This window comes from Luteolibacter sp. AS25 (genome assembly GCF_046736275.1).
Taxonomy (GTDB): domain Bacteria; phylum Verrucomicrobiota; class Verrucomicrobiia; order Verrucomicrobiales; family Akkermansiaceae; genus Luteolibacter.
Window position 1 is genome coordinate 2,646,430 of record NZ_CP151837.1, and the last position, 21,039, is coordinate 2,667,468.

General features: G+C 52.6%; 14 protein-coding genes and 1 tRNA gene. 7 read left to right on the forward strand and 8 right to left on the reverse strand.

From position 1 onward, the window contains the following. Positions 1–165: 165 nt before the first annotated feature. From AAGA79_RS12210 to AAGA79_RS12220, 3 genes are all read right to left on the reverse strand, one after another. The gene (locus AAGA79_RS12210; RefSeq protein WP_411826085.1) at positions 166–468 is read right to left on the reverse strand and encodes a hypothetical protein; all 303 of its coding nucleotides are present in this window, start codon (positions 466–468) and stop codon (positions 166–168) included. A gap of 17 nt (positions 469–485) precedes the next feature. Then, positions 486–1,877: a sulfatase gene (locus AAGA79_RS12215; RefSeq protein ID WP_411826086.1), complete on the reverse strand. Its 1,392-nt coding sequence runs from the start codon at positions 1,875–1,877 to the stop codon at positions 486–488. Between the two features lie 407 nt (positions 1,878–2,284). Continuing rightward, complete coding sequence (locus AAGA79_RS12220) at positions 2,285–2,482, reverse strand: hypothetical protein (RefSeq protein ID WP_411826087.1); 198 nt, start codon at positions 2,480–2,482, stop codon at positions 2,285–2,287. A gap of 290 nt (positions 2,483–2,772) precedes the next feature. Between AAGA79_RS12220 and nuoL the strand changes: the two genes are divergently transcribed. Both nuoL and gluQRS read left to right on the forward strand, forming a co-directional pair. Then, a complete protein-coding gene (nuoL, locus tag AAGA79_RS12225; protein ID WP_411826088.1) occupies positions 2,773–4,557 on the forward strand; it encodes an NADH-quinone oxidoreductase subunit L in 1,785 nt (594 codons plus the stop codon). Positions 4,558–4,611: 54 nt separating this feature from the next. Next, the gene (gluQRS, locus tag AAGA79_RS12230) at positions 4,612–5,442 is read left to right on the forward strand and encodes a tRNA glutamyl-Q(34) synthetase GluQRS (protein ID WP_411826089.1); all 831 of its coding nucleotides are present in this window, start codon (positions 4,612–4,614) and stop codon (positions 5,440–5,442) included. Here the strand turns inward: gluQRS and AAGA79_RS12235 are convergent. The 5 genes from AAGA79_RS12235 to AAGA79_RS12255 form a co-directional block, all read right to left on the reverse strand. Continuing rightward, positions 5,439–5,993, reverse strand: a complete 555-nt coding sequence (locus AAGA79_RS12235) for an NUDIX hydrolase (RefSeq protein ID WP_411826090.1) — start codon at positions 5,991–5,993, stop codon at positions 5,439–5,441. The genes gluQRS and AAGA79_RS12235 overlap by 4 nt on opposite strands. A 63-nt stretch (positions 5,994–6,056) precedes the next feature. After that, on the reverse strand, positions 6,057–6,659 hold the full coding sequence (locus AAGA79_RS12240; protein WP_411826091.1) for an NUDIX hydrolase: 603 nt from the start codon (positions 6,657–6,659) through the stop codon (positions 6,057–6,059). Continuing rightward, positions 6,659–8,461, reverse strand: a complete 1,803-nt coding sequence (locus AAGA79_RS12245; protein WP_411826092.1) for an alpha-L-fucosidase — start codon at positions 8,459–8,461, stop codon at positions 6,659–6,661. Before AAGA79_RS12245 ends, AAGA79_RS12240 begins: the two co-directional genes overlap by 1 nt. 52 nt (positions 8,462–8,513) lie before the next feature. Continuing rightward, positions 8,514–9,581 carry an aldose epimerase family protein gene (locus AAGA79_RS12250; RefSeq protein ID WP_411826093.1) on the reverse strand — a complete coding sequence of 356 codons (1,068 nt, stop codon included), beginning with the start codon at positions 9,579–9,581 and terminating at the stop codon, positions 8,514–8,516. 55 nt (positions 9,582–9,636) lie between these two features. Next, the gene (locus AAGA79_RS12255) at positions 9,637–11,022 is read right to left on the reverse strand and encodes a sulfatase (protein ID WP_411826094.1); all 1,386 of its coding nucleotides are present in this window, start codon (positions 11,020–11,022) and stop codon (positions 9,637–9,639) included. 417 nt (positions 11,023–11,439) lie between these two features. Between AAGA79_RS12255 and AAGA79_RS12260 the strand changes: the two genes are divergently transcribed. The 5 genes from AAGA79_RS12260 (at position 11,440) to gltB (ending at position 20,998) form a co-directional block, all read left to right on the forward strand. Next, positions 11,440–11,512 (forward strand) — tRNA-Ala (locus tag AAGA79_RS12260). Positions 11,513–12,062: 550 nt separating this feature from the next. After that, a complete protein-coding gene (locus tag AAGA79_RS12265; RefSeq protein ID WP_411826095.1) occupies positions 12,063–14,252 on the forward strand; it encodes a molybdopterin oxidoreductase family protein in 2,190 nt (729 codons plus the stop codon). Positions 14,253–14,412: 160 nt separating this feature from the next. Next, positions 14,413–15,297 (forward strand): hypothetical protein, encoded by an 885-nt coding sequence (locus AAGA79_RS12270; RefSeq protein WP_411826096.1) that lies wholly within the window; start codon positions 14,413–14,415, stop codon positions 15,295–15,297. Positions 15,298–15,429: 132 nt separating this feature from the next. Then, entirely contained in the window at positions 15,430–16,137 is a 708-nt protein-coding gene (locus tag AAGA79_RS12275; RefSeq protein WP_411826097.1) for an outer membrane lipoprotein-sorting protein, read from the forward strand. Positions 16,138–16,327: 190 nt separating this feature from the next. Then, positions 16,328–20,998, forward strand: a complete 4,671-nt coding sequence (gltB, locus tag AAGA79_RS12280) for a glutamate synthase large subunit (protein WP_411826098.1) — start codon at positions 16,328–16,330, stop codon at positions 20,996–20,998. The last annotated feature ends 41 nt before the right edge of the window (positions 20,999–21,039 follow it).

Below are 21,039 nucleotides of genomic sequence, written 5' to 3' on the forward strand. Positions count from 1 at the left end.
TTAAGAGCGGAGACAGCTCAGGATTCTTGATCCACAAATACTTTGCAATCGCATTGGAGAATAATCGGAACTCAGTAAATCCTTACACAGTAAGCATTATTAACGTCAAGTTCCACCCATTGCACAATCCCAATAATGACAGCCAACTCCGTAAATTAACCCGACTCAGGAGGCAATGGTCCTAACCCATCCAAGGCGTTCCCGTATCGGCTCCGGTGCCGTTTCAACACCAAAAAATCGAGCCAGCTCACCCCTTTCGTGCAAAACAATGTGTCCGCCGGTGTCGAGATTCGGAGTCTTCAATAATGGATGATCGTGTACTCCGAGATCACCATACCCTTGCTCATCGGTGTGGATAAAAAGGATATTCGGCATCTCCCCACCACCGGGAGCTGCGGAGAGCTGGCCACCGAATGCCCAAGCCAAACATGCCAGGGCGATGCTACGGAGGGATCGGGTGGATTTCATGGGTTTGGATGTGATTGCTATTTCGTGCGCCTGGACGAAATGGAATTAGCATCCGGAGCAGTTGGCAGAGTCGCCTTCCATTCATCGATTTTCGCCAGGAGCTCCTTCGCCACCTCTGGATTCTCATCCTTCAGGTCATTCTTTTCGTATGGGTCCGCGGAAATATCATAAAGTTCGATGGTTGCCGCATCAGCGCTGGAGAGCAGTTTCCATCTGTTTTCCACGATCACATAGGATGGTTTGGGGGCTTTGCTCGGCTTCGTTTCCGGGAAAGGATCGTTCAATTTCCAGAAAAGTGGCTTGGAGCGGCCTTCCACGATTTCACCTTCGAGAGCTTTCACCTGGCTGATACCGTCAGGCACGTAACCACCGGGAAGTGCAGCCCCTGCAATCTCGGAAAACGTAGGAAGCAGATCCACCGCGGAAATCATCGTGGTTCCATCCACCTTTCCCGGGGCGATTTTGCCGGGCCAGCGAGCGAGGAAAGGCACTCCGATTCCACCTTCATAAAGAGTATGCTTTGCGCCCTTCCTACCACCGGTGACTCCCATCGAAGCACCCGTATCAAAGCCAACTCCGGTCGCGCTATCATACTTGGCTGATAATTTGTCCGTTTTTGGAGCCGGTCCGTTGTCTGAACTGAAGATCACGAGGGTGTTCCCGGCCAATCCCATTTCATCCAAAGCGTCCAGCACCTCACCGATACGATCGTCCGCATGTGAAAGGATGGCAGCGTAGATATTATCTCTTTCCCCTAATTCACGGAACCGCCACTGATACTCGGGAATCACATGATGCGGGGTATGCGGTTCATGGATCCAGAGATTGATGTAGAAGGGTTGGTTCCCCTGCTTGCTCTTTTCCATGAATGCGATCGCACGTTGGGAATCCTCATAAAATGGCATTTGTTCGCCGGAGCAATTGAAGGCGCCGTATTCGTCATAGCCATATTCCAAAGGGGGCGGAGAGTCCGGGATCATATTGTTGGCAAGATGCCACTTCCCGAAATGCGCAGTCGCATACCCTGCAGTCTTAAGGATTTTGGGGATCGTGGTGACCTGCGTAGGAAGCCAGTCCGGCATATTTCGACCAGCATTGTCATCCGGGTGGGCGAAGTGTCCGTCGATGTGGTTCCTCGCGGGGAAATGGCCGGTCATCACCGCCGCACGGCTCGGAGAACAAACACCACTGGCAACTGTAAAGCGGTGGAAATCAGTCCCTTCCTTCGCCAGTCGATCAATGTTGGGAGTCTTTACATACGGGTGATCGTGACAGGAGAGATCGCCCCAACCCCAGTCGTCCGCAAAAATAAACAGGATATTGGGCCTAGTTACTGACGCGATATCTTCCGCTGCCTGAGAAATTGCAAAAAATGAAAGGAGACAAAAAGCGGGCAGGGTAAATTTCATGGGTTTCGTGGGTTTACAACTACTTGAGAGCTAATTGATACTCAAATGCGCGCCCTTTCATTTCAAGCCATACACATGATTCCTGAGAAATCACATCGCAGCCAAACGCGTGCGCTGGCATTTCTCGGCAAATATGAGGTAGTTCATTGGTTGGCTGAAAGTTTAATCCGCACGGCTGCAATACTCGAAGTTTGCACATTTTAGATATGCGACCAAAGCCTAGTGACTGCTTTCCTCCCATTCAGGAAACTCGACAACATATCTCCATCATAGGTCAAAAACCAGATCAGTAATATCCCCCCGCTGGAAAAATCTTCCGGATTCCACCAACCGTGACCCGCCCTGCCGCGCTTACCATTTATGGAAATTTTCAGCGGTAGATCGGCTGACTCAGTGACATTTTTCACCTAGGGACCGGAAGTGACGAAAGTGTCATAATTCGTTCCAGCCTCAGCCGGGCCGAACTCCGTCACCTTCATCGTGCAGGTGTCGATCGCCAACGCGTAGTGCCCCGTATGTATAATTTTCACCCACGCAGCCCCCTTCACAAAAGTCGGGAAACCATCCTTCCACCACATCGAACGAAAGTCCTCCGGGGTAGGCATAATCTTCTCCAGACCTTCGTAATCCGATATCTGGATGCTTCAAAAAATCGCAGCAATGCACGGAAGGACAAAAACCAGGCGGCGGAGCAAAGTAAGGTCCATCATTGAAAAAATATCGGAATGGGTTTCCCTGTAGAAGAATTGCTTACAATTCCATCCTGTTCGGGGGGCGCAGTTTCAAAACGATTGGGAGAACACAAATCAATCGAAACTCCCCATTACTTCTATCCTCCGTTTAAAAAAAACTCGCAACTCAACCCCATATTCCGCCATCTTCCCCGCATACGACCATGCCTTGGCTCCTACTTATTCTTCCTCTCGCCGCAGCTGTCCTGAACCAGCTGTTTCTTCGTAAACTCGGGATCGCCCACTGGGTATCCACGGCATCGGCTGCCGCGACCTTCGCGATAGCACTGATCTGCCTTGGGAAAACCGATACGCTCTCCTTCCAATGGGCCACAATCGGCACCTTCAGCATCGATATCGGCATCGCCCTGGACAAGCTCTCCACCGGCATGATGATCGTAGTCACCGGCGTGGGACTCCTCGTTCACATCTTCTCCCTCGCCTACATGAAGGATGATTCCGCGAAGGCCCGCTACTTCACCGGCCTGGCGCTCTTCATGTTCTCCATGACAGGCATCGTTCTTGCATCGAATTTCATCATGACCTTCATCTTCTGGGAGCTCGTGGGTCTCAGCTCCTACCTCCTCATCGGTCATTGGTATCAAAAGGACTCGGCAGCGGATGCGGCGAAGAAAGCCTTTCTCACAAACCGCATCGGAGACTTCGGTTTCATGATCGGCATCCTCATGCTCTGGGGCATCACCGGCACACTGACTTTCTCTGAAATGGTCGTCCCGGCAGGCATTTCCGCTGGCGTCCTCGGTGCTGCTCTCCTCTGTGTTTTCTGTGGCGCAGTCGGTAAATCCGCACAGCTTCCTCTCCACGTCTGGCTACCGGATGCGATGGAAGGCCCCACCCCTGTTTCCGCACTTATTCACGCCGCCACCATGGTCGCCGCCGGTGTTTATATGCTATTCCGCGTTCAACTCTCCGTCGGAGTCGAATCCTTTGAAGGCTTCTCCGGTATCACTATCGCTTGGGTAGGAGGCATCACAGCACTTATGGCCGCGCTTATGGCCACCCAGCAGGACGACATTAAAAAGATCCTCGCCTACTCCACCCTCTCCCAGCTCGGCTACATGGTCATGGCCGTCGGCCTGCTCGCCGGTGAAGCGGCGATGTTCCACCTCTTCACCCACGCTTGGTTCAAGGCGCTACTCTTCCTTGGCTCCGGCGCGATCATCTTCGCCTGCCACCATGAGCAGAATATCTGGAAAATGGGAGGCCTCCTCAAGAAGATGCCCATCACAGCGATCACTTTCGCCATCGGGACCGCCGCTCTCATGGCCGTCCCTTTCACCTCCGGATTCTTCTCGAAAGAACAGATCCTTGAGGCCGCACACCACCACAATCCCGCGCTGTTCTGGATCGCCGCAGCCGTCGCCGTGCTCACACCGTTTTACATGACCCGCGCCTTCGTCATCACTTTCCTCGGCAAGAATCGCACGGAGAACGCCGAGCACGCAAAGGAAGTCGGCCCACTCATGTCCCTCCCACTCATCGCCCTCGCAGTGATGGGACTCATCGCCGGCTTCCCATTCATAGCCGCGAAACTGGCACCTGCCTACGAGCAACCCGCTCACCTCATCCATCTCGGTTTCGTGACTTATGTCTCCATCGGCGCCCTAGTCATCGGTGTCATCGCAGGCTTCGTTCTCTACAACGGCAAGGAAAAGGACCCGATCTCCATCCCCCTCTTCAAGAACCGCTTTTACCTCGATGCGATCTACGAACAAGGCATCGTCAAGTATCTGCAGGACGGCTTCGCAGCCATCGTCCATTTCTTCGACGAGATTCTAATCAACAGCATACTCGTTGGTGGTCTTACCCGTCTTGCCGAATCAGTCGGTGGAGTCTTCCGAAGATTCCAGTCAGGGAACCTTCAGGCTTACGCGTTCACCTTTGGCATTGGAGTGCTGCTGCTCATCTACTTCACGGTATTTTTCTAACTTAATAGTAAATTGGATTAGCTGGTCTATGTTTCCTTCCGTAGAGGAACATTGATGAAACCGATCTCCAGATTCGCCCCAAGCCCCACCGGTTACCTGCATCTCGGTCACGCCTACGCGGCTCGGATCGCCTACGAGACCGCACGCGAAAAGGGCGGAACATTTCTGCTTCGGCACGAAGACATTGATACTAGTCGTGTCCGTCCGGAATTCTTCGCAGCAATCGAAGAGGACTTGAAATGGCTGGGATTGAATTGGGACGGCGAACCGCTAATCCAATCCACCCGCATCGCCGCCTACGAGGAGGTTCTGGAAAAATTAAAATCCATGGGGCTCCTATATCCTTGTTTCTGCACAAGGAAAGAGATCCAGGCTACCATCAACAGTATTTCCAATGCGCCACAGGATGGAGCAGAACAGACATACCCGAAAACATGCCACCGTATGTCGCAGAAAAAGGTCGACCAAAAAATCAGAAACGGAGAGTCGCACTCATGGCGTTTTGATTCGGAAAAAGCAGCTGAAATCCACGGACCACTGACCTTCAATGATCTAGAACGAGGCGAGACCGGGATCGATATTTCGATTAATGGAGATGTGGTCTTAGCCCGCAAGGACGTCGGCATTGCATATCATTTGGCAGTTGTCGTGGACGACGAGTTCCAGGATGTGACACACGTCACCCGCGGGGAAGATCTCTTCTTCGCCACACACGTCCAGCGCCAGCTGCAGGAGATTCTAGGCTACAGGGAGCCGATCTACCGGCACCATGAACTGATTAATGATGAAGACGGAAATCGCCTCGCAAAACGGCACGACTCCCTTGCGATCAAGACTCTCCGTGAACGCGGTTTCAGCCCCGCGGAGGTTCTGGACATGATCTAGATCCAGGCATTTTTTAACCCCCGCCATTTATCCACCATGCGCATCATCGAATGCTCAGTTGTCAGCTGTTTTACCTCGGCCAGTTTCACCCAGCTTAGATCGTGGGATTCCTCGCTAACGGTAAATTTGAGCGATCCATTTGCCCGCAACACGTATCGCACATCGTAGTGCAGATGTTCCGGCTCGTTTTTCCTGGCAGGAATCGGATGAATATCGATATCGAAAATCCCCTCCCCCAGATGGGTGAAATCGATCAGGCCGGACTCTTCCTCCGCCTCCTTGATGGCTACGGATAGCGCATCGGATTCCCCATCCGCATGCCCACCCAGCTGTAGCCAGCGATCCAGCTTCGCGTGATGTGTGAGTAACACCTCGGATCCGTCTGCATTCACCACCCATGCCGAACCGGTGATATGACCGACAGCAAGGGATCGCTCGAAGCAACGCGGCTGGGTTTTTACGAAATCCGTAAATCGTTCCACCGCCTCCGCCTCATCCGGGTGGCGGGAAGCGTATTCGGTAAGTTGACTCAGCAATGATGATCGATGCACGGCGGGAAGCTGTACCCAAGCCCCCGGGAATGCAAGACAGTGAAGCCCTTTTGCTCCAACCTATCAGTTAAAGGTAGTTTCCAAGCCCGAATCAAGCATCCGGTCATATGCATCCAGAATATCTCTCTTTGCGATACGATAGGCATCAAGTTCCGGCAGGTCATTCACAGGGAAAAACCCAACCGCAGTGCTTTCCAAGCTCGTCGTCGGTTTTCCACCGATCAATTCGCAGAGGAAATACATTTTGTAGATGGAGTTAACATTCCGCGGGAAGCCGGCCTTATCCTTGTCCAAAACGGATACAAGAGCTTTGCACTTCACCACGTAGCCGCTTTCTTCGAAACACTCCTTTTCGGCATTTTCCGCGGGAGATAAATTCACATCAGCCCAGCCACCGGGCACCGTCCATGCACCTGTCCGCGCCTCCTTCACCAGCAGGATCTCGTCTCCGCGGAACACCATGGCGCGGACGTCCACCTTCGGGGTGTCATAGCCATTTTCCTCCGGCCACTGGAATTTCGGAACCTCGCCGGCAACTTCCAGCATCTCACCGGCCATTTCCCGTAGCCTCTCGAACCGCTCCTGATCGTATGGATCCGGGCTGTAGGTGATGCCGGCCTGAGCAATCGCAGCAAGCTCACGGGCAAATTCCAGTCGGTCGTGCATTACTTCATTGTTACCTCTACGGCAAATCCATCAAGACCGGTTTCAATACCTTCGAAATTCAGTTCAAGAGCTTCCTCATTCTGCTCCCAGGAAATCTTCCGATCACTTCCAAGCAACCGAACCACCGCAACATTTCCAGCTCCGGAATTCAATGCCTTCACCCGCACCTCTTCACCGGCCTTTGCCAGAGAAATTACGAACACTTTGTTATCCTTCGCAGTAAACCAAAAATCCTCCGTCCCGATTTTTTCGACAAATGCCTTTGCTGAACCATGCTTTGTCTCATCCGGGTTTGTCCCGGTGGCAGTTTCACGGATCACTTTCCAACTGTTCGTTCCGTAAATCGCTTCACCGTTCACCTTCAGCCAATCCCCCATTCCCAGCAGGCCTTCCGAGCTCCCTTCCGGCACATGGCCTTTCCCATCAGGCCCGATGTTCAGTAGATAGTTCCCTCCTTTTGAAGCAATATCGACAAGGTAATAGATCAATTCACGTGAGCTCTTCCAAGTAGTATCATATGGCTTGAAGCCCCATGAGTGATTGGTTGTTCCGCAGGTTTCCCAATATTTTTCCAGTTCTTCCTCGGCATCTGGAATCTGGTTATCGCCGGCATCCAGATAATCGCCGAACTCATATCCAACGCGCCGACTGACAATCACACTCGGGTTCAAATCGTAAACGAGTTTGTAAAATTGAAATGCCTGCTCCTCGGTGATGTGGCCATCTCCATCGAACCAGATCAATTTCAACTCGGGCATTGATTTCACTAGCTCGGCAATTTGCGGATACGCCTTCTGCTGGAAATATTCCTCATGCGTATTCGGGCTCGGATCCCAAAGATTTTTTCCCTGCGCATGGGTGTAAACCCCGAACTTATCATTCGCAGCTCTCACATTCGCATGGTTTCCATCGCCGCCATCCATCCAGTCATTTCCGTGGGAATAATAAACGCCGAAGCCCAGCCCGACTTCCAGTGTCGCCTCGTAAAGCTCTTTGACCGCGTCCGCCCCATAAGGCGTGGCATCGACTATATCGAATTCCGATACCGCCGAGTCAAACAGAGCAAAGCCATCGTGATGCTTGGAGGTGATCACGATATACTTCATTCCCGCGCTTTTCGCTAATTGCGCGATGTTTTGTGCAAACGATTTATCCGGATTAAAATCCTTCGCCAGTTCCGCATATTCAGCCCGTGAAATGCGGAAAGTAGACATCAACCACTCCGCTACGTTCGGACCCGGATAGGGAGAATCATCGATTTTAGTCCCCTTCCAGATTCCGCCTGCCTGTGAGTAGAGCCCCCAGTGAATGAACATGCCGAATTTCGCCTCCTTGAACCACTCCATCGCGGCCGTTTTCTCGGGAGACTCATGCATTACCTTCCATTTCTCCAGATTTTCATCCGATGAGAAACTATTCTTGTAGTGGGGCACCAGACGCACGCGGGAAATTGGAAACCCTGCCTCCAACGAGATTGGTTTCAGCCCCTTTCCTTCCAATTTCACAATCTTCGGGAACTCCAGGACGCGCTCCTGCGTATCGCCCTCTCCGATTACGAATTTAGCGACCGGAACCCCTTTCATCTGAACATCGCCAATCTTCACGACAGCCTCCTTCATCTCCTCGGGGAGTTCGCCTCTAGTGAGAATCTGCACCCAGTAATCCCCTGCGCGGTTCAGTTCAAAATGCCACGATAGGGTCTCTCCTTTCTGTTCGGAGTTGGAAGCATCAAGAATGACGACATGGTCCACCTGGGTCGATTGATCCTGCGCAGAGGAAATCACGGCTCCAGCTGAAGACAAAAATATTCCCAAAAGGAATCTGGACAGAATTTTCATAGAACGGAATGCGGGTTTATTTGGCTGAAAAGCGATAGACGGTTGTCTTTTTATACTTCTCACCGGGCCGCAAAATTGCAGCTAAAAATTCAGGTCGGTTCACGGAATCGGGGAAATACTGGCTCTCTAGACAAAAGCCACGGCGCCTTCCATATGGCTTCCCGCATTTACCGATGACCGATTCATCGAGAAAGTTTCCCGTATAGAACTGTACGCCCGGATCAGTGGTAAAAACCTCCAAAACCCTGCCGCTTTCAGGGTCATGGGCGCGTGCCGCAGGGCGAAGGCAACCGACCTCCCCACGGACTATGAAATTATGATCATATCCTTCTGCCAGAACAATCTGCTCATCTTCCGACTCAATCCCCGCCCCTATTTTTTTTGGCTTCCGGAAATCAAAGGCGCTTCCCTCCACCTTCCGGATCTCTCCCGTAGGCACCGCGGTATCGTTCAGCGGTGTGAACTTATCACTGAATAGCATGAGCTCATGCTCCAGTACATTGTCTTCAGCAGAACCACTAAGATTCCAGTAAATATGGTCACTGAGATTGCAAACAGTTTTACGATCCGTAGTCGCCTCATAATCGATTCTCAGCTCATTTTCAGAGGTTAAATTGTAAATTACGCACGCTTTAAGATTTCCAGGAAAGCCTTCCTCTCCATCCACGGAAACGTATTGCAACCGGAGCTGTGGATCGCCGTCCACCACACCATATTCCGCCGCCCATACCTTCTTGTTAAAGCCAGTTTTGCCTCCGTGAAGATGGTTCGGCCCGTTGTTGACCGTCACCCGGAATACTTCTCCGTCGAGTTCGAATCTTCCGCCGGATATCCGGTTCGCATGGCGCCCAGTGATTGCCCCCAAGTAGAACAAATCATCTTCGTAACCACTCAGGTCATCAAATCCGAGGATCACATCGCCAGAACGGCCATCCCGGTCCGGAGTGCGGATAGCAACCACCGCACCACCGAAATCGGTGATATCAACCTCCAGCCCGCTCGCGTTGGATAAACGATAAAGACTGACCTCACTGCCCTTGTGGACACCGAAATCAGTCTTGGAAATTGAAGCAGCAGAAGGCATCGCTACTTCTTACAGGAACACCTTCTATCGAGTCACCCCGAATATGTGGATAACCCTAGTAACTTAATGTGGCACCCTTGGAAGGTCTCTGTTTATCAGCCTTCCACCACTCGCTTGGCCCGTCTTTTTCGATATCCTCCCAAGTCGCCAGCATCAGCTTTTTCATCTCATCCAGCTTCTCAGGCATTTCGGAGGCCAGATCGCTCTTCTCCTGCGAATCCTTCTCGATGTTGAAGAGCATGAACTTGGTCAAAGTGTCGTTGCCGATGATTTTCCAATCACCAACACGCATCGCCACGCGATCTTCTCCAGGAGAAACATGGGTGCGCCAGAACAAGGGAGTTTCGCGCTCAAGAGGCTTCCCGGAAAATGCAGGCACCATGCTCACACCGTCGATCTTGCGATCCGTCGGCTTCTTCGCACCTGTGATGTCCAGGACAGTGCTGAATACGTCGGTGCCGATAACCGGCACATTGCTGATTGTTCCCGGCTCGATTTTTCCAGGCCAGCGTGCAAGCCCTGGGACACGGATACCACCTTCGAATTCGTTGCGCTTGTTACCGCGCAGACCACCGCTCGTCCCGCCGTAGGCAGGAACAGGACCGTTGTCGGAGGTGAAGAAAACCAAAGTATTTTCAGCAGCGCCGATCTCGTCCAGAGCTTCCAGCACCTTGCCCAGCGCATAGTCCATTTGGGAAATATTACCCATATACTTCGCGTTTTTGTGGCCCTTGTAGAGTTTGGAAAACTCGATATCGGTCGCAATCGGGCTGTGCGGCTCGTGGAACCATACTGTCATAGCGAAAGGCTTGGATTTATCATGGATATCCTTCAGCCAGTGGATTGCCTCATCGGCAACCAATGGTGCGGAATAACCTTCAAGCTTGCCGACTTCCTCACCGTTGCGGATGAAATTCTTCGGATTCTTATGACTGGGAATCGCGTTGTTCTGGGTCGTCATGTAATAATCGTATCCCTGCCCATCCGGCATCGGATACTCGGGCTTGTTGAACTGCTGTTCGGAAAGCAAATGCCACTTACCAACGTGACAGGTCTCGTAACCGATCTCCTTAAGAAGCTCCGGAAAAGTAACCTCGCTATCACGTAGATGAGCCTCGTGTTTTCCAGACAAATGTCTCCATACACCATTCCGGTAAGGAGTGCGCCCTGTAAGAATTGCCGATCTGGAAGGTGAGCAGACACCACATGCCGAATAGCACTGCGTGAACTTCACGCCTTCTGCGGCAAGCTTGTCCATGTTTGGAGTCTGGATCAACTCGTTGCCATAGGTGCCGGAATCTCCCCATCCCATATCGTCGGCCATAACCATCACGATATTTGGTTTCGGAGCCGCTTCACCGACAGACTCGGCACCGGCGATATTTGAAATGCCGAAACACAGAAGCGCGGCGCGGAACAGATGAGAATTGGAGAATTTCATTTCTTAATTGGGTGATTATTGTCCTTCGACCGAAAATCGAAAGCAAGAATGCAGTTTCTAGAGTAGTCCCACTGATTACAGTAGTTACAACTAGAAGACGTGGATTCGCGGATCAATCTTTCCAGAATTTCTCCGATTCAGGAAAGTGAAATCTCACGCACCATCCTCGTAGAGAAAAACACCGATCGCATTAGCAAGACCTGCTCAGCCTATGGGATTACCCATCCGGATCCGTCTTTCCATATCCTTCTGGTGGCCCACCTTAAGACAGCCGCCCACACTCAAGGAATCCATCTTCACGAACTCCGCCGCAAATCACGACCACAGATTCCCCGATATTCTTGAATTTCCACTTGCCATCCAAGCGCCTCCTCCTCTAAACATTCGCTCCGCTCCGGTTCGGAGCATCCTTTTAAAGGGGCGTTAGCTCAGTTGGTAGAGCACTTGCATGGCATGCAAGGGGTCAGCGGTTCGAATCCGCTACGCTCCACTTCCCTTCGTTAAGGGAAACGAGCTAGGAGGTCCCTCCCCGCCAGTAGTGTAACCAACACTACCAAATCTTTTCCACAATTTCGAAAATCGGCCGAGTCGGCTATACAGCAGACGTAGCTCTGCTTCTTGTTCTCGGCCTCACCCATCAAGTTCAGGGAGCTGTCCTGAAAGTAGCCCAATACCAACAGTGGCAGTGCACAAGGTGCGGCTCTTGGCTTATTGGCCTCTTTAAAGGAGACACACCGGACTCCAGCGATGGCGTTGTAGCCTATTGGAGTTCACATCTGGATGGCGCGGCGTCGGAAAAAATCGTCCCATCCAACGACAGCGCCCATCAGAACCCGGAGGGGATCGAGGAAGTCCACCGCATCCTCAAGCTTCACATAGGAGTTACCGAATAGAAAAAACTCTCAATTCGCGGCAAAATCCAGGGTCTTCGGGGAGATCGGATAAATGAATACCCCTCATCATCCACTTGAACCCTATCTCCGCCAACCGGTGGTTTCATATCTATTCAAGCACGCGGACTGCTGGTATCTTATCAAACCATGTCCCTTTTTTCCCTTAAATCACACGACGGCCCCCTTACCGCGGATCTCATCCAGGAGCCGGGCAACTTTGGTCTGGGGAAAATTCCGAGTCGACTGAGGCCCATATCAACCACCACTTCCATCTGCGGCTATTGTGCCACAGGCTGCCAGCTCAAGCTACATCTCGATGAGGACGGAAATGCCATTAACCTCTCCCCGGAGGTAAACTATCCTGTGAACCTAGGCATGGCCTGTCCAAAAGGCTGGCAGGCACTTGATCCGCTCACTTCCAGCGAAAGAGCGACAGTACCTCTACTGCGCGATTGCAGCGGAACACTTCAGCCCACTGACTGGACTACCGCCCTTACGGAATTCACCACCCGGCTAAAGGAAATCAAAACCGAGCACGGCTCTGAATCCGTGGCATTCCTTTCCACCGGACAGATTCCCTTCGAGGAAATGGCATTCCTCGGCTGCCTCTACAAATTCGGCATGGGCTTCATTCACGCGGATGCGAACACCCGCCAATGCATGGCCACAGCAGCTACTGCCTACAAACAATCCTTCGGGTTCGATGCACCTCCGGGGGCTTATGCGGATTTCGAGGAAAGTGACGTAATCGTCCTAATCGGCGCAAACCTTTGCATCGCCCATCCCATTCTATGGCAGCGTGTCATGCGGAATAAACGCTCACCACAGATTATAGTCATCGACCCACGCGCCACCGAAACAGCGCAGGCAGCCACCACCCATCTCGCCATTAAACCCAAGGGCGATCTCGCGCTTCTTCACTCCGTTGCCTACTGCATCCTTCGCGATGGCCGCATCGATGAGGAATCGATCTCCAACACGGAAGGGATCGATGATTATCGAGAATTCGTGAAGGATTATTCACCGGAAGCTGTTGCCGAAAAAGCAGGAATCACCGCACACGCAATCGAAACCCTCGCCAAATCGGTCTCTGAAAAAGGCAAGCGCGTCTCCTGGTGGTGGACCATGGGGATTAATCAATCCCATGAAGGCACCCGCACAGTACAAGCCATCATCAATCTCTGCCTGATCACTGGAAACATCGGAAAACCAGGCACCGGACCGAACTCTGTCACCGGCCAATGCAATGCCATGGGCTCACGACTCTTCTCCAACACCACTTCTCTCGTCGGAGGCCACGATTTCGCAAATGAAGGACATCGCCGGAAAATTTCCGAAAAGCTTGAGATCCCCTACGAACACATTACTTCCCAAGGCTCACTAGCCTATGACCAGATCCTCGACGCCGTCGCCGAAGGGAAAATTAAAGCACTCTGGATTGTAGCCACCAATCCATTTCACTCATGGATAGATTCCGATAAATTGGAAAAGCTCCGCGCAAATCTCGATTTTCTCGTAGTGCAGGACATGTATTCCACTACCGAATCCGCACTCACCGCTGACCTCCTTCTCCCCGCCGCTTCCTGGGGTGAAAAGTCCGGATGTTTCATCAATTCGGAGCGGCGCCTCGGAACTATCAAGCCCGTGCGCAAGGCCCCCGGCCAAGCACTCTCGGACTTCCGCATCTTCCGCCTCATTGCCGACGCCTGGGGCTGTGGCGAATTCTTCAAAAACTGGACCAGCCCCGAAGCAGCCTTCAAAATTCTTCGGGACGTCACCCGCGATCAACCGTGTGATATTACCGGAATCAAAGGCTACGATCACATCGACGAATGCAGCGGCATTCAATGGCCTTACCCTGAAAACCCCTCGGACACATCGACCGAACGCAGACTCTTCGCAGACGGAAAATACTACACCCCTTCCCGGAAGGCCCGGATTCACTTCTCTGCCCCAGCCGAGCTCCCGGAGAAACCAGATGACCAGTACCCCTTCCTCCTACTCACAGGTCGGGGCACCTCCAGCCAGTGGCACACGCAAAGCCGCACCGCGAAATCTTCCGTTCTCAGGAAGCTTTATCCCGAGAACGCATATGTCGAGATATGCTCGGCGGACGCTCTCAAGCTCGGAATTAAGGACAAATCCACCGTCCGTATCTCCTCACGCCGTGGTGCTCTAACTGCCTCCGCTTACATTGCCCCAACCGTCCGCCCGGGGAATTTATTCCTACCGATGCACTATCCGGAAGTGAACAAACTGACTCACTCATCCTTTGATCCGCATTCGCGACAGCCCAACTACAAGGCATGCTCGGTCTCTATTTCTCGGATCGATTAGATTCCCTGAAATTGACCGATCCAAGTAACTTCCTTTTTGAAAAAATGAGAATACTGTTCCAACCGTAACTTTCGTAAAGTTAGGCGTGTCCAAAAAAACCTTGAATTGTAAGGACATACGTGGGACAACTCTTGCTGTTCCACCAACAACACACCCAACCATGAAACTACCAGCCTCCCCCAGTTCGGTATTTGCGATGATCTTGTTGGCCGCGTCCCCGGCCCTTGCTCAAAACACGCAAATATCCCTGGCCAAACAAAGCTCGGATGAATTCAGCTCAGCTGAACAGTCATCATTTGCTGCCGATAAAGCACTTAGCGGCGCCTTTCAGCTTCCTGCTGTCACCAAAACAAGCGGCGATCTTTCCGAATCCGCACCAGTTTTCGTAAATCAGGACTCCAGCACACTTTCACCCCGTCAGACATCATCCAAGAAGGCCAATAATGTCTTGGACCTCTCCGTTCTGAACGAAACCTCAGCCTATCGAAACGCAAACAAGATCAAGGTAAAGGTCTCCGACCGTGCCGCACAAGGCATCAACGCCGGACTTGCTGAAATTTCCGCTGCTTACAAGGAAACCGGAGCGGTATCCGATTGTGAATCCGTCACACTCTCCGTGAAGTATCGCGTTGAGATGGATCCATCCGAAGTTCTCGAGATCGTACAAGCGGAAGTCTCCGCAAATCCGAACTGTGCATGCGAGATAGTGAAAATTGCTATTCTCAACTCTGGCGCGGACGAATCACTCGTCGGCGATATCGCTGAAGTAGCGATCACATCCGCTCCACAGTCCATGCGTATGATTTCCCAGTGCGCCATCGCAGCCAAGCCGGAGGCTCTTTCTTCCGTTCAAGCTGTTCTGGCAAAACTTGATCCGAACAGCGGCGACTCCTCATACAGCGCCAAAGATGCGAAGAGCGGAAAAGATGCAGTTGCCTCCGCCGTTTCCGCACCACCGGCAGTTCCGGATCCACTTGATCTACCGCCAATCCCGCTTATTCCCCTGTTGCCTCCTCCGTTGATTGTCACAAACCCGAATCCATAAGGATCAGAGAAACAGGAAAATTTTACCAACCCGCACCCTTTCGAGCGTGCGGGTTTTTTCTTAGTTAAATTTTGCATGAATCTTTTCCGCTTACACCTTGTCCCACTTAAAACCCGAACTACGATTTATCATATGAAAAGATTACTCACCCTACTTTGCGGCCTGGTCGCACTCACGTCTTCCGTATCCGCACAGGATCCGGATACCATCATGGAGAGAGCCCGCATTTCCGCCACACTCACAAAGCTCGATGACGGACTAACCGGCAACCTGACCGCCGGCAGAAACAAAGTCCCCATCCAGATCTACCTCAAAGGCGAAAACATCCAGTTCCAATTCAGCGAAAACGGTAAGTGGCGCATCTTTCACATGCGTCTGAGCGATAACAAATACGATCTTTTTGAAATCATCAACGGCAAGACCGTCAACTTTCCCCGCAACAAGCTCACCGAGCGGATTGCCGGCACAGACCTGACCTACGAAGATCTGGCACTGCGCTTCTTCTATTGGCCGAACCCGAAACTCGAAGGCGAAGAAAGAGTAGGGACCGAAGAATGCTACAAAATCAGACTGAGCAAACCGGCTGGTGACGCGGGTAATTATTACGCCGTTTACGTTTGGGTTCACAAAAAATTCGGAGCTTTCATGAAAATCGAAGGTTACGGGAAAAATGGCGAAAAACTCAAGGAGTTCCAAGTGGAGGACGTCATGAAAGTCGCCGACAACGTCTGGACACTCAGAAAAATGCAAGTTGCCACCTATCAGGGCGGGCGTCGCCAATCCATCACCGACATGAAGCTCGATAAGCCATCAGCAAGCGCGCTGAAGGGCCTTCGCTGAAATCCGGAGTGATTCTCCGACTTATTTCGGTTAAAATTTAGGGCAAATCCATTTTTTCGGGTTTGCCCTTTCTTCTTTTATCTTTAGGCACGTTTTCGGCTATTGCTTTTCAGTGCCCATTTGCAGCTTTCATACTGCAATTCCTGCTTGTTCATCTTCCCGCCCTATTCTTTATTCACCACGTCCTTTTATGATCAATCCTTTCTACGACCCCAGCACACCACTCGTATCCGATTCGCTACACAGCCTCTCGAACGAACATGATAACTGCGGAATGGGCGCAATCGCCCATCTGAAAGGAGAGCGTTCCTTCGATGTCGTGGATTTCGCACTTACTTCCGTTTCCTGCATGACTCACCGCGGCGCGGTTGATGCGGATATGAAAACTGGTGACGGATCCGGTGTCCTTTCCCAGATCCCCTTTCCTCTATTCAAAAAGGCAGCGGCCGATCTCGGAACCTCCGTTGAAAGCCCGGAAGACATCGCTGTAGGTGTGTTTTTCTTCCCGGCCGGTAAAGATGAGCTGAAAGCATCCATCAAAGAGTACACCGCGGAAATCATAGCGAAACGTGGCATCACGGCCATCGGATGGCGTGATGTCCCAGTAGACGTGGACGCACTCGGAAAAATCGCCCAGAAGACACGCCCTCAGATCGAGCACCTCCTCATGCTCCCTCCTGCAGGAATGGACAAGCTGGACTACGAGCGCAAACTCTACCTTTGCCGCCGCGAGGTGGAACAAAAGTTCATCGATGTTCCGTCCTTCTACATCCCTTCGTTCTCGAACCGCCTCATTTCCTATAAGGCTCTCGCAATGCCGGCTGCCCTTCGTGGCTTCTATTCGGACCTTACAAACCCGGACTTCGAAACCTCAATCTGCCTCTATCACCAGCGCTTCTCAACCAACACCTTCCCTGCTTGGCCACTTGGCCAGCCGTTCCGCACCATGTGCCACAACGGCGAGATCAACACCGTTGAAGGCAACCGCAACTGGATGACATCCCGCGAGGAATTCTTCGCATCACCTGTCTGGGGAGATGAAATCGACATCGTCAAGAACCTCATCCGCCATGGCGAGTCAGACTCTGCATCGCTCGATCACTGCCTTGAGCTCCTCATGCTCTCCGGCCGCGAGCCAGAGCACGCGATGTGCATGCTAGTCCCACCGGCCTACCGCAACGATGAAGACATCTCGGACGAGCTCCGTGCCTTTTACCAATACATCCGCTCATTCTCCGAGCCTTGGGACGGCCCTGCAGGTCTTGTATTTACCGACGGCACCAAGCTATGCGCTTCCCTGGACCGGAACGGCCTCCGCCCATCCCGATACAAAATCACTGAAGACGGATTCCTCTATATCGGCTCCGAAACAGGCGCAGTGATCTTCGATGACGCAAAAGTGACCCGCAAAGGCCGCCTCGGCCCGGGCCAAATGCTTTCCGCCAATACTCTCACAGGCGAAGTTAAGAATGACATCCAGATCAAGGAGGAACTTGCCCGCCAGAAGCCTTACCGCCGCTGGATCGATGAAAATCGTCTTGAGCTCCGCAAGTTCATTTCTCCTTCCGCACACGTCCCGGAAATCGAATTCGAAGCCTTGGACCGCTCCCGCCGCCAGGTTGCAAACGCAATCTCCATGGAAGAGCTGGACATGGTGTTCCCGCCAATGATCAAAGGTGCGCAGGAAGCTGTATTCTCCATGGGGGATGACATTCCTCTCGCCATCCTTTCCAGCTACCCGCGTCTACTTTTCACCTACTTCAAGCAGCGCTTCGCACAGGTGACCAACCCACCGATCGATCCGATCCGCGAATGGGCGGTCATGTCACTTGGCGCAAGCCTTGGACCTGAGCGCAACCTTCTCGACGAAGGCCCTAGCCATTGTAAAAGTGTATCCCTGGATTCAGCGATTCTCTTCGAGCACCAGCTTGATAAAATCACCCACCTCGAAGAACACGGATACCCTTCCCACGTTCTCGATATCACCTGGGAGGCATCCACCGGTTCCGCCGGACTCAAAGCCCGCATCGACGAGCTCTGCGCAGAAGTCGAGGAAGCGGTGAACCGGAATATTTCCATCATCATTCTTTCGGATCGCGCGACTTCTGCCACACGCATCCCAATCCCATCCTTGCTCGCCACCGGCAGCATCCATCATCACCTGAACCGCATCCGTAAGCGTATGCGCGCCTCACTTGTCATCGAGACCGGGGAAGCACGCGACGTTCACCAGATTGCCTGCCTATTCGGCTTCGGTGCCACAGCCGTGGTTCCTTATCTCGGCTACGCGACCGTGCGCCAGCTGGTGGCAGCGGATGAAGGCAAAGGAAAACTCGGTGAAGGCATGACCCCTCAAAAGGCCATGACCAACTACCGGAAAGCCCTCGAGAAAGGACTCCTCAAAATCATGTCCAAAATGGGCATCTCCGTTCTCAACTCCTACCAGGGAGCGCAAACCTTCGAAGCCATCGGCATCGGGACAGAGGTCGTGGACTTCTCATTCACCGGAGTTCCTTCACAGATCGGAGGCATCGCTTTCGAACAAATCGCCGAAGAATCCATCATCCGTCACAAGGCAGCCTACGAGATAAATCCGGAGGAAGGAAAAGTCATTCTCGACCTCGGTGATCCTGGTTACAACCGCTACCGTAAAGCCGGTGAACGCCATTCCTTTACCACCGAAGTCATCAAAAACTTCCATAACTACGTAAAATCCGGCAAGCCCGAGGATTACGAGGAATATGTTAAAGTCTGCCTGGAAACAAACCCGGTTGCCATCAAGGACCTTCTGAACTTTGTTCCCGCCTCAAGCGGACCAATCCCTATCGACGAAGTAGAACCTGTAGAAGACATCCGCCGCCGCTTTACCACAGCAGCCATGTCCCTCGGCGCACTTTCACCCGAAGCCCACGAGACGCTCGCTATCGCCATGAACCGCATCGGAGGTAAATCCGATTCAGGAGAAGGCGGCGAGGATCCGGTTCGCTTCAAGCCTTACCCGAACGGCGATCTCGCACGCTCCTATATCAAGCAGGTCGCTTCCGGTCGCTTCGGCGTTTCCGCATATTACTTGGTCAATGCAGACGAACTTGAGATCAAGATGGCTCAAGGTGCGAAACCAGGTGAAGGCGGCCAGCTACCAGGCCACAAAGTGAATGCCCTCATCGCCCGGCTGAGAAATACTCAACCAGGTGTTCAGCTGATTTCTCCTCCTCCTCACCACGATATCTACTCGATCGAGGATCTGGCGCAGCTCATCCACGACCTGAAGGAAATCAACCCAAAGGCACGCATCACGGTAAAACTCGTTGCGGAAGCCGGTGTCGGCACAGTCGCAGCTGGCGTTGCAAAAGCCGACGCTGATAACATCCTGATTTCAGGTCATGATGGCGGAACTGGCGCATCTCCGCTATCTTCCACCAAGCACGCGGGATCCCCTTGGGAACTCGGCCTATCGGAAGCCCAGCAGACACTGCTTATCAACAACCTCCGCAGCCGCGTAACCCTCCGCACAGACGGTGGCATTAAAAACGGCCGCGACGTCGTGATGGCAGCTATTCTCGGAGCGGAGCAGTTCAACTTCGGAACCACCGCCATGATCGCCATGGGCTGTGTCTACGTCCGGAAATGTCACCTCAACACATGCCCGGTCGGTATCGCCACAACTGATCCGAAATTCCGCGCCAAATTCAAAGGGACTCCGGAAATGGTCATCAACTATTTCGATGCCGTTGCCCGCGAAGCACGCGAAATCATGGCGAAACTTGGTATCGCCAAACTCGACGATCTCATCGGCCGCCCTGAATTCCTCGTGCAGCGTGAAGTTCCTAACCATCCGAAAGCGAACATGCTCGACTTCACACGACTTCTTAAAGACGTCGTTCCTGCTGTCGCATCCGCCTTCGAGAAAGATGTTAAGGACATTTCCCGCATCCGCACCCAGGAGCGCAATGACGGTATCGCAAAACCAGCACTGGACCTCACAATCCTCAACGACCTTGTCAAACACACCGGCGGTGAAATCGAGGATTCCCCGGAATACGGCGAAAATGCTGTAACCCAGTCCGTTCTTGATGCCCTATCGGTCCTTCCCGACCGTGCACCTGCAGCCCTTTCCTACGATGTGGTAAACACAGACAGGAACATCGGCACCCGCCTTTCCGGCCGTATCGCTGAAGTCTTCGGAAACCATAACCTCCCGAAAGGAAGCATACACATCATCTGCAAAGGAACCGCAGGCCAATCCTTCGGAACCTTCCTGGTTCAGGGGGTCATCCTTGAACTTGTAGGCGAAGCGAATGACTACGTGGGTAAAGGCATGGCAGCAGGAGAAATCATCCTCCGCGTCTCCCCGGAAGCAAAATTCGAAGCAGCTAAAAATGCTATCGCCGGTAATACCTGTCTCTACGGAGCCACAGGCGGCAGTCTCTTTGCAAATGGCCGCGCTGGAGAACGTTTCGCGGTTCGCAATTCCGGATCCACCGCCATCGTTGAAGGTGTGGGCGATCACGGTTGCGAATACATGACCAACGGAACTGTCGTTATTCTTGGCAAGACCGGGAAAAACTTCGGGGCTGGTATGTCCGGCGGCACCGCATTCGTTTACGATACCGACGGTAAGTTCTACTCCCGCGTCAATACGGAGATGGTAGTGGCAATGCCTATCAGGCGCCAAGTGGACATCGATGAAGTAAAGCAACTCGTTGAACTCCACCTCGAGAAGACCGGCTCTAAGAATGCAGCCGAGCTTCTCGCTGACTGGGAAACAACAGTAACCAAACTCGTTCGGGTAATTCCGAAAGAACGCGCGGAACTGGAAGCTGCCGAGGAGCTACATGAAGCTGCCTCGACTCCTCACTGATTCCCTTGAAACATTTCAGCCCGGGCGCGATCAGCGTCCGG

Bases quoted from the DNA above. Each gene is read 5' to 3' on its own strand.
- AAGA79_RS12265 (WP_411826095.1), top strand. From the start codon at position 12,063: ATGTCCCTTTTTTCCCTTAAATCACACGACGGCCCCCTTACCGCGGAT.
- gltB (WP_411826098.1), top strand. From the start codon at position 16,328: ATGATCAATCCTTTCTACGACCCCAGCACACCACTCGTATCCGATTCG.
- AAGA79_RS12210 (WP_411826085.1), bottom strand. From the start codon at position 468: ATGAAATCCACCCGATCCCTCCGTAGCATCGCCCTGGCATGTTTGGCT.
- AAGA79_RS12220 (WP_411826087.1), bottom strand. From the start codon at position 2,482: ATGCCTACCCCGGAGGACTTTCGTTCGATGTGGTGGAAGGATGGTTTC.
- gluQRS (WP_411826089.1), top strand. From the start codon at position 4,612: ATGAAACCGATCTCCAGATTCGCCCCAAGCCCCACCGGTTACCTGCAT.
- AAGA79_RS12250 (WP_411826093.1), bottom strand. From the start codon at position 9,581: ATGCCTTCTGCTGCTTCAATTTCCAAGACTGATTTCGGTGTCCACAAG.
- AAGA79_RS12270 (WP_411826096.1), top strand. From the start codon at position 14,413: ATGAAACTACCAGCCTCCCCCAGTTCGGTATTTGCGATGATCTTGTTG.
- AAGA79_RS12240 (WP_411826091.1), bottom strand. From the start codon at position 6,659: ATGCACGACCGACTGGAATTTGCCCGTGAGCTTGCTGCGATTGCTCAG.
- AAGA79_RS12255 (WP_411826094.1), bottom strand. From the start codon at position 11,022: ATGAAATTCTCCAATTCTCATCTGTTCCGCGCCGCGCTTCTGTGTTTC.
- AAGA79_RS12215 (WP_411826086.1), bottom strand. From the start codon at position 1,877: ATGAAATTTACCCTGCCCGCTTTTTGTCTCCTTTCATTTTTTGCAATT.
- nuoL (WP_411826088.1), top strand. From the start codon at position 2,773: ATGCCTTGGCTCCTACTTATTCTTCCTCTCGCCGCAGCTGTCCTGAAC.
- AAGA79_RS12275 (WP_411826097.1), top strand. From the start codon at position 15,430: ATGAAAAGATTACTCACCCTACTTTGCGGCCTGGTCGCACTCACGTCT.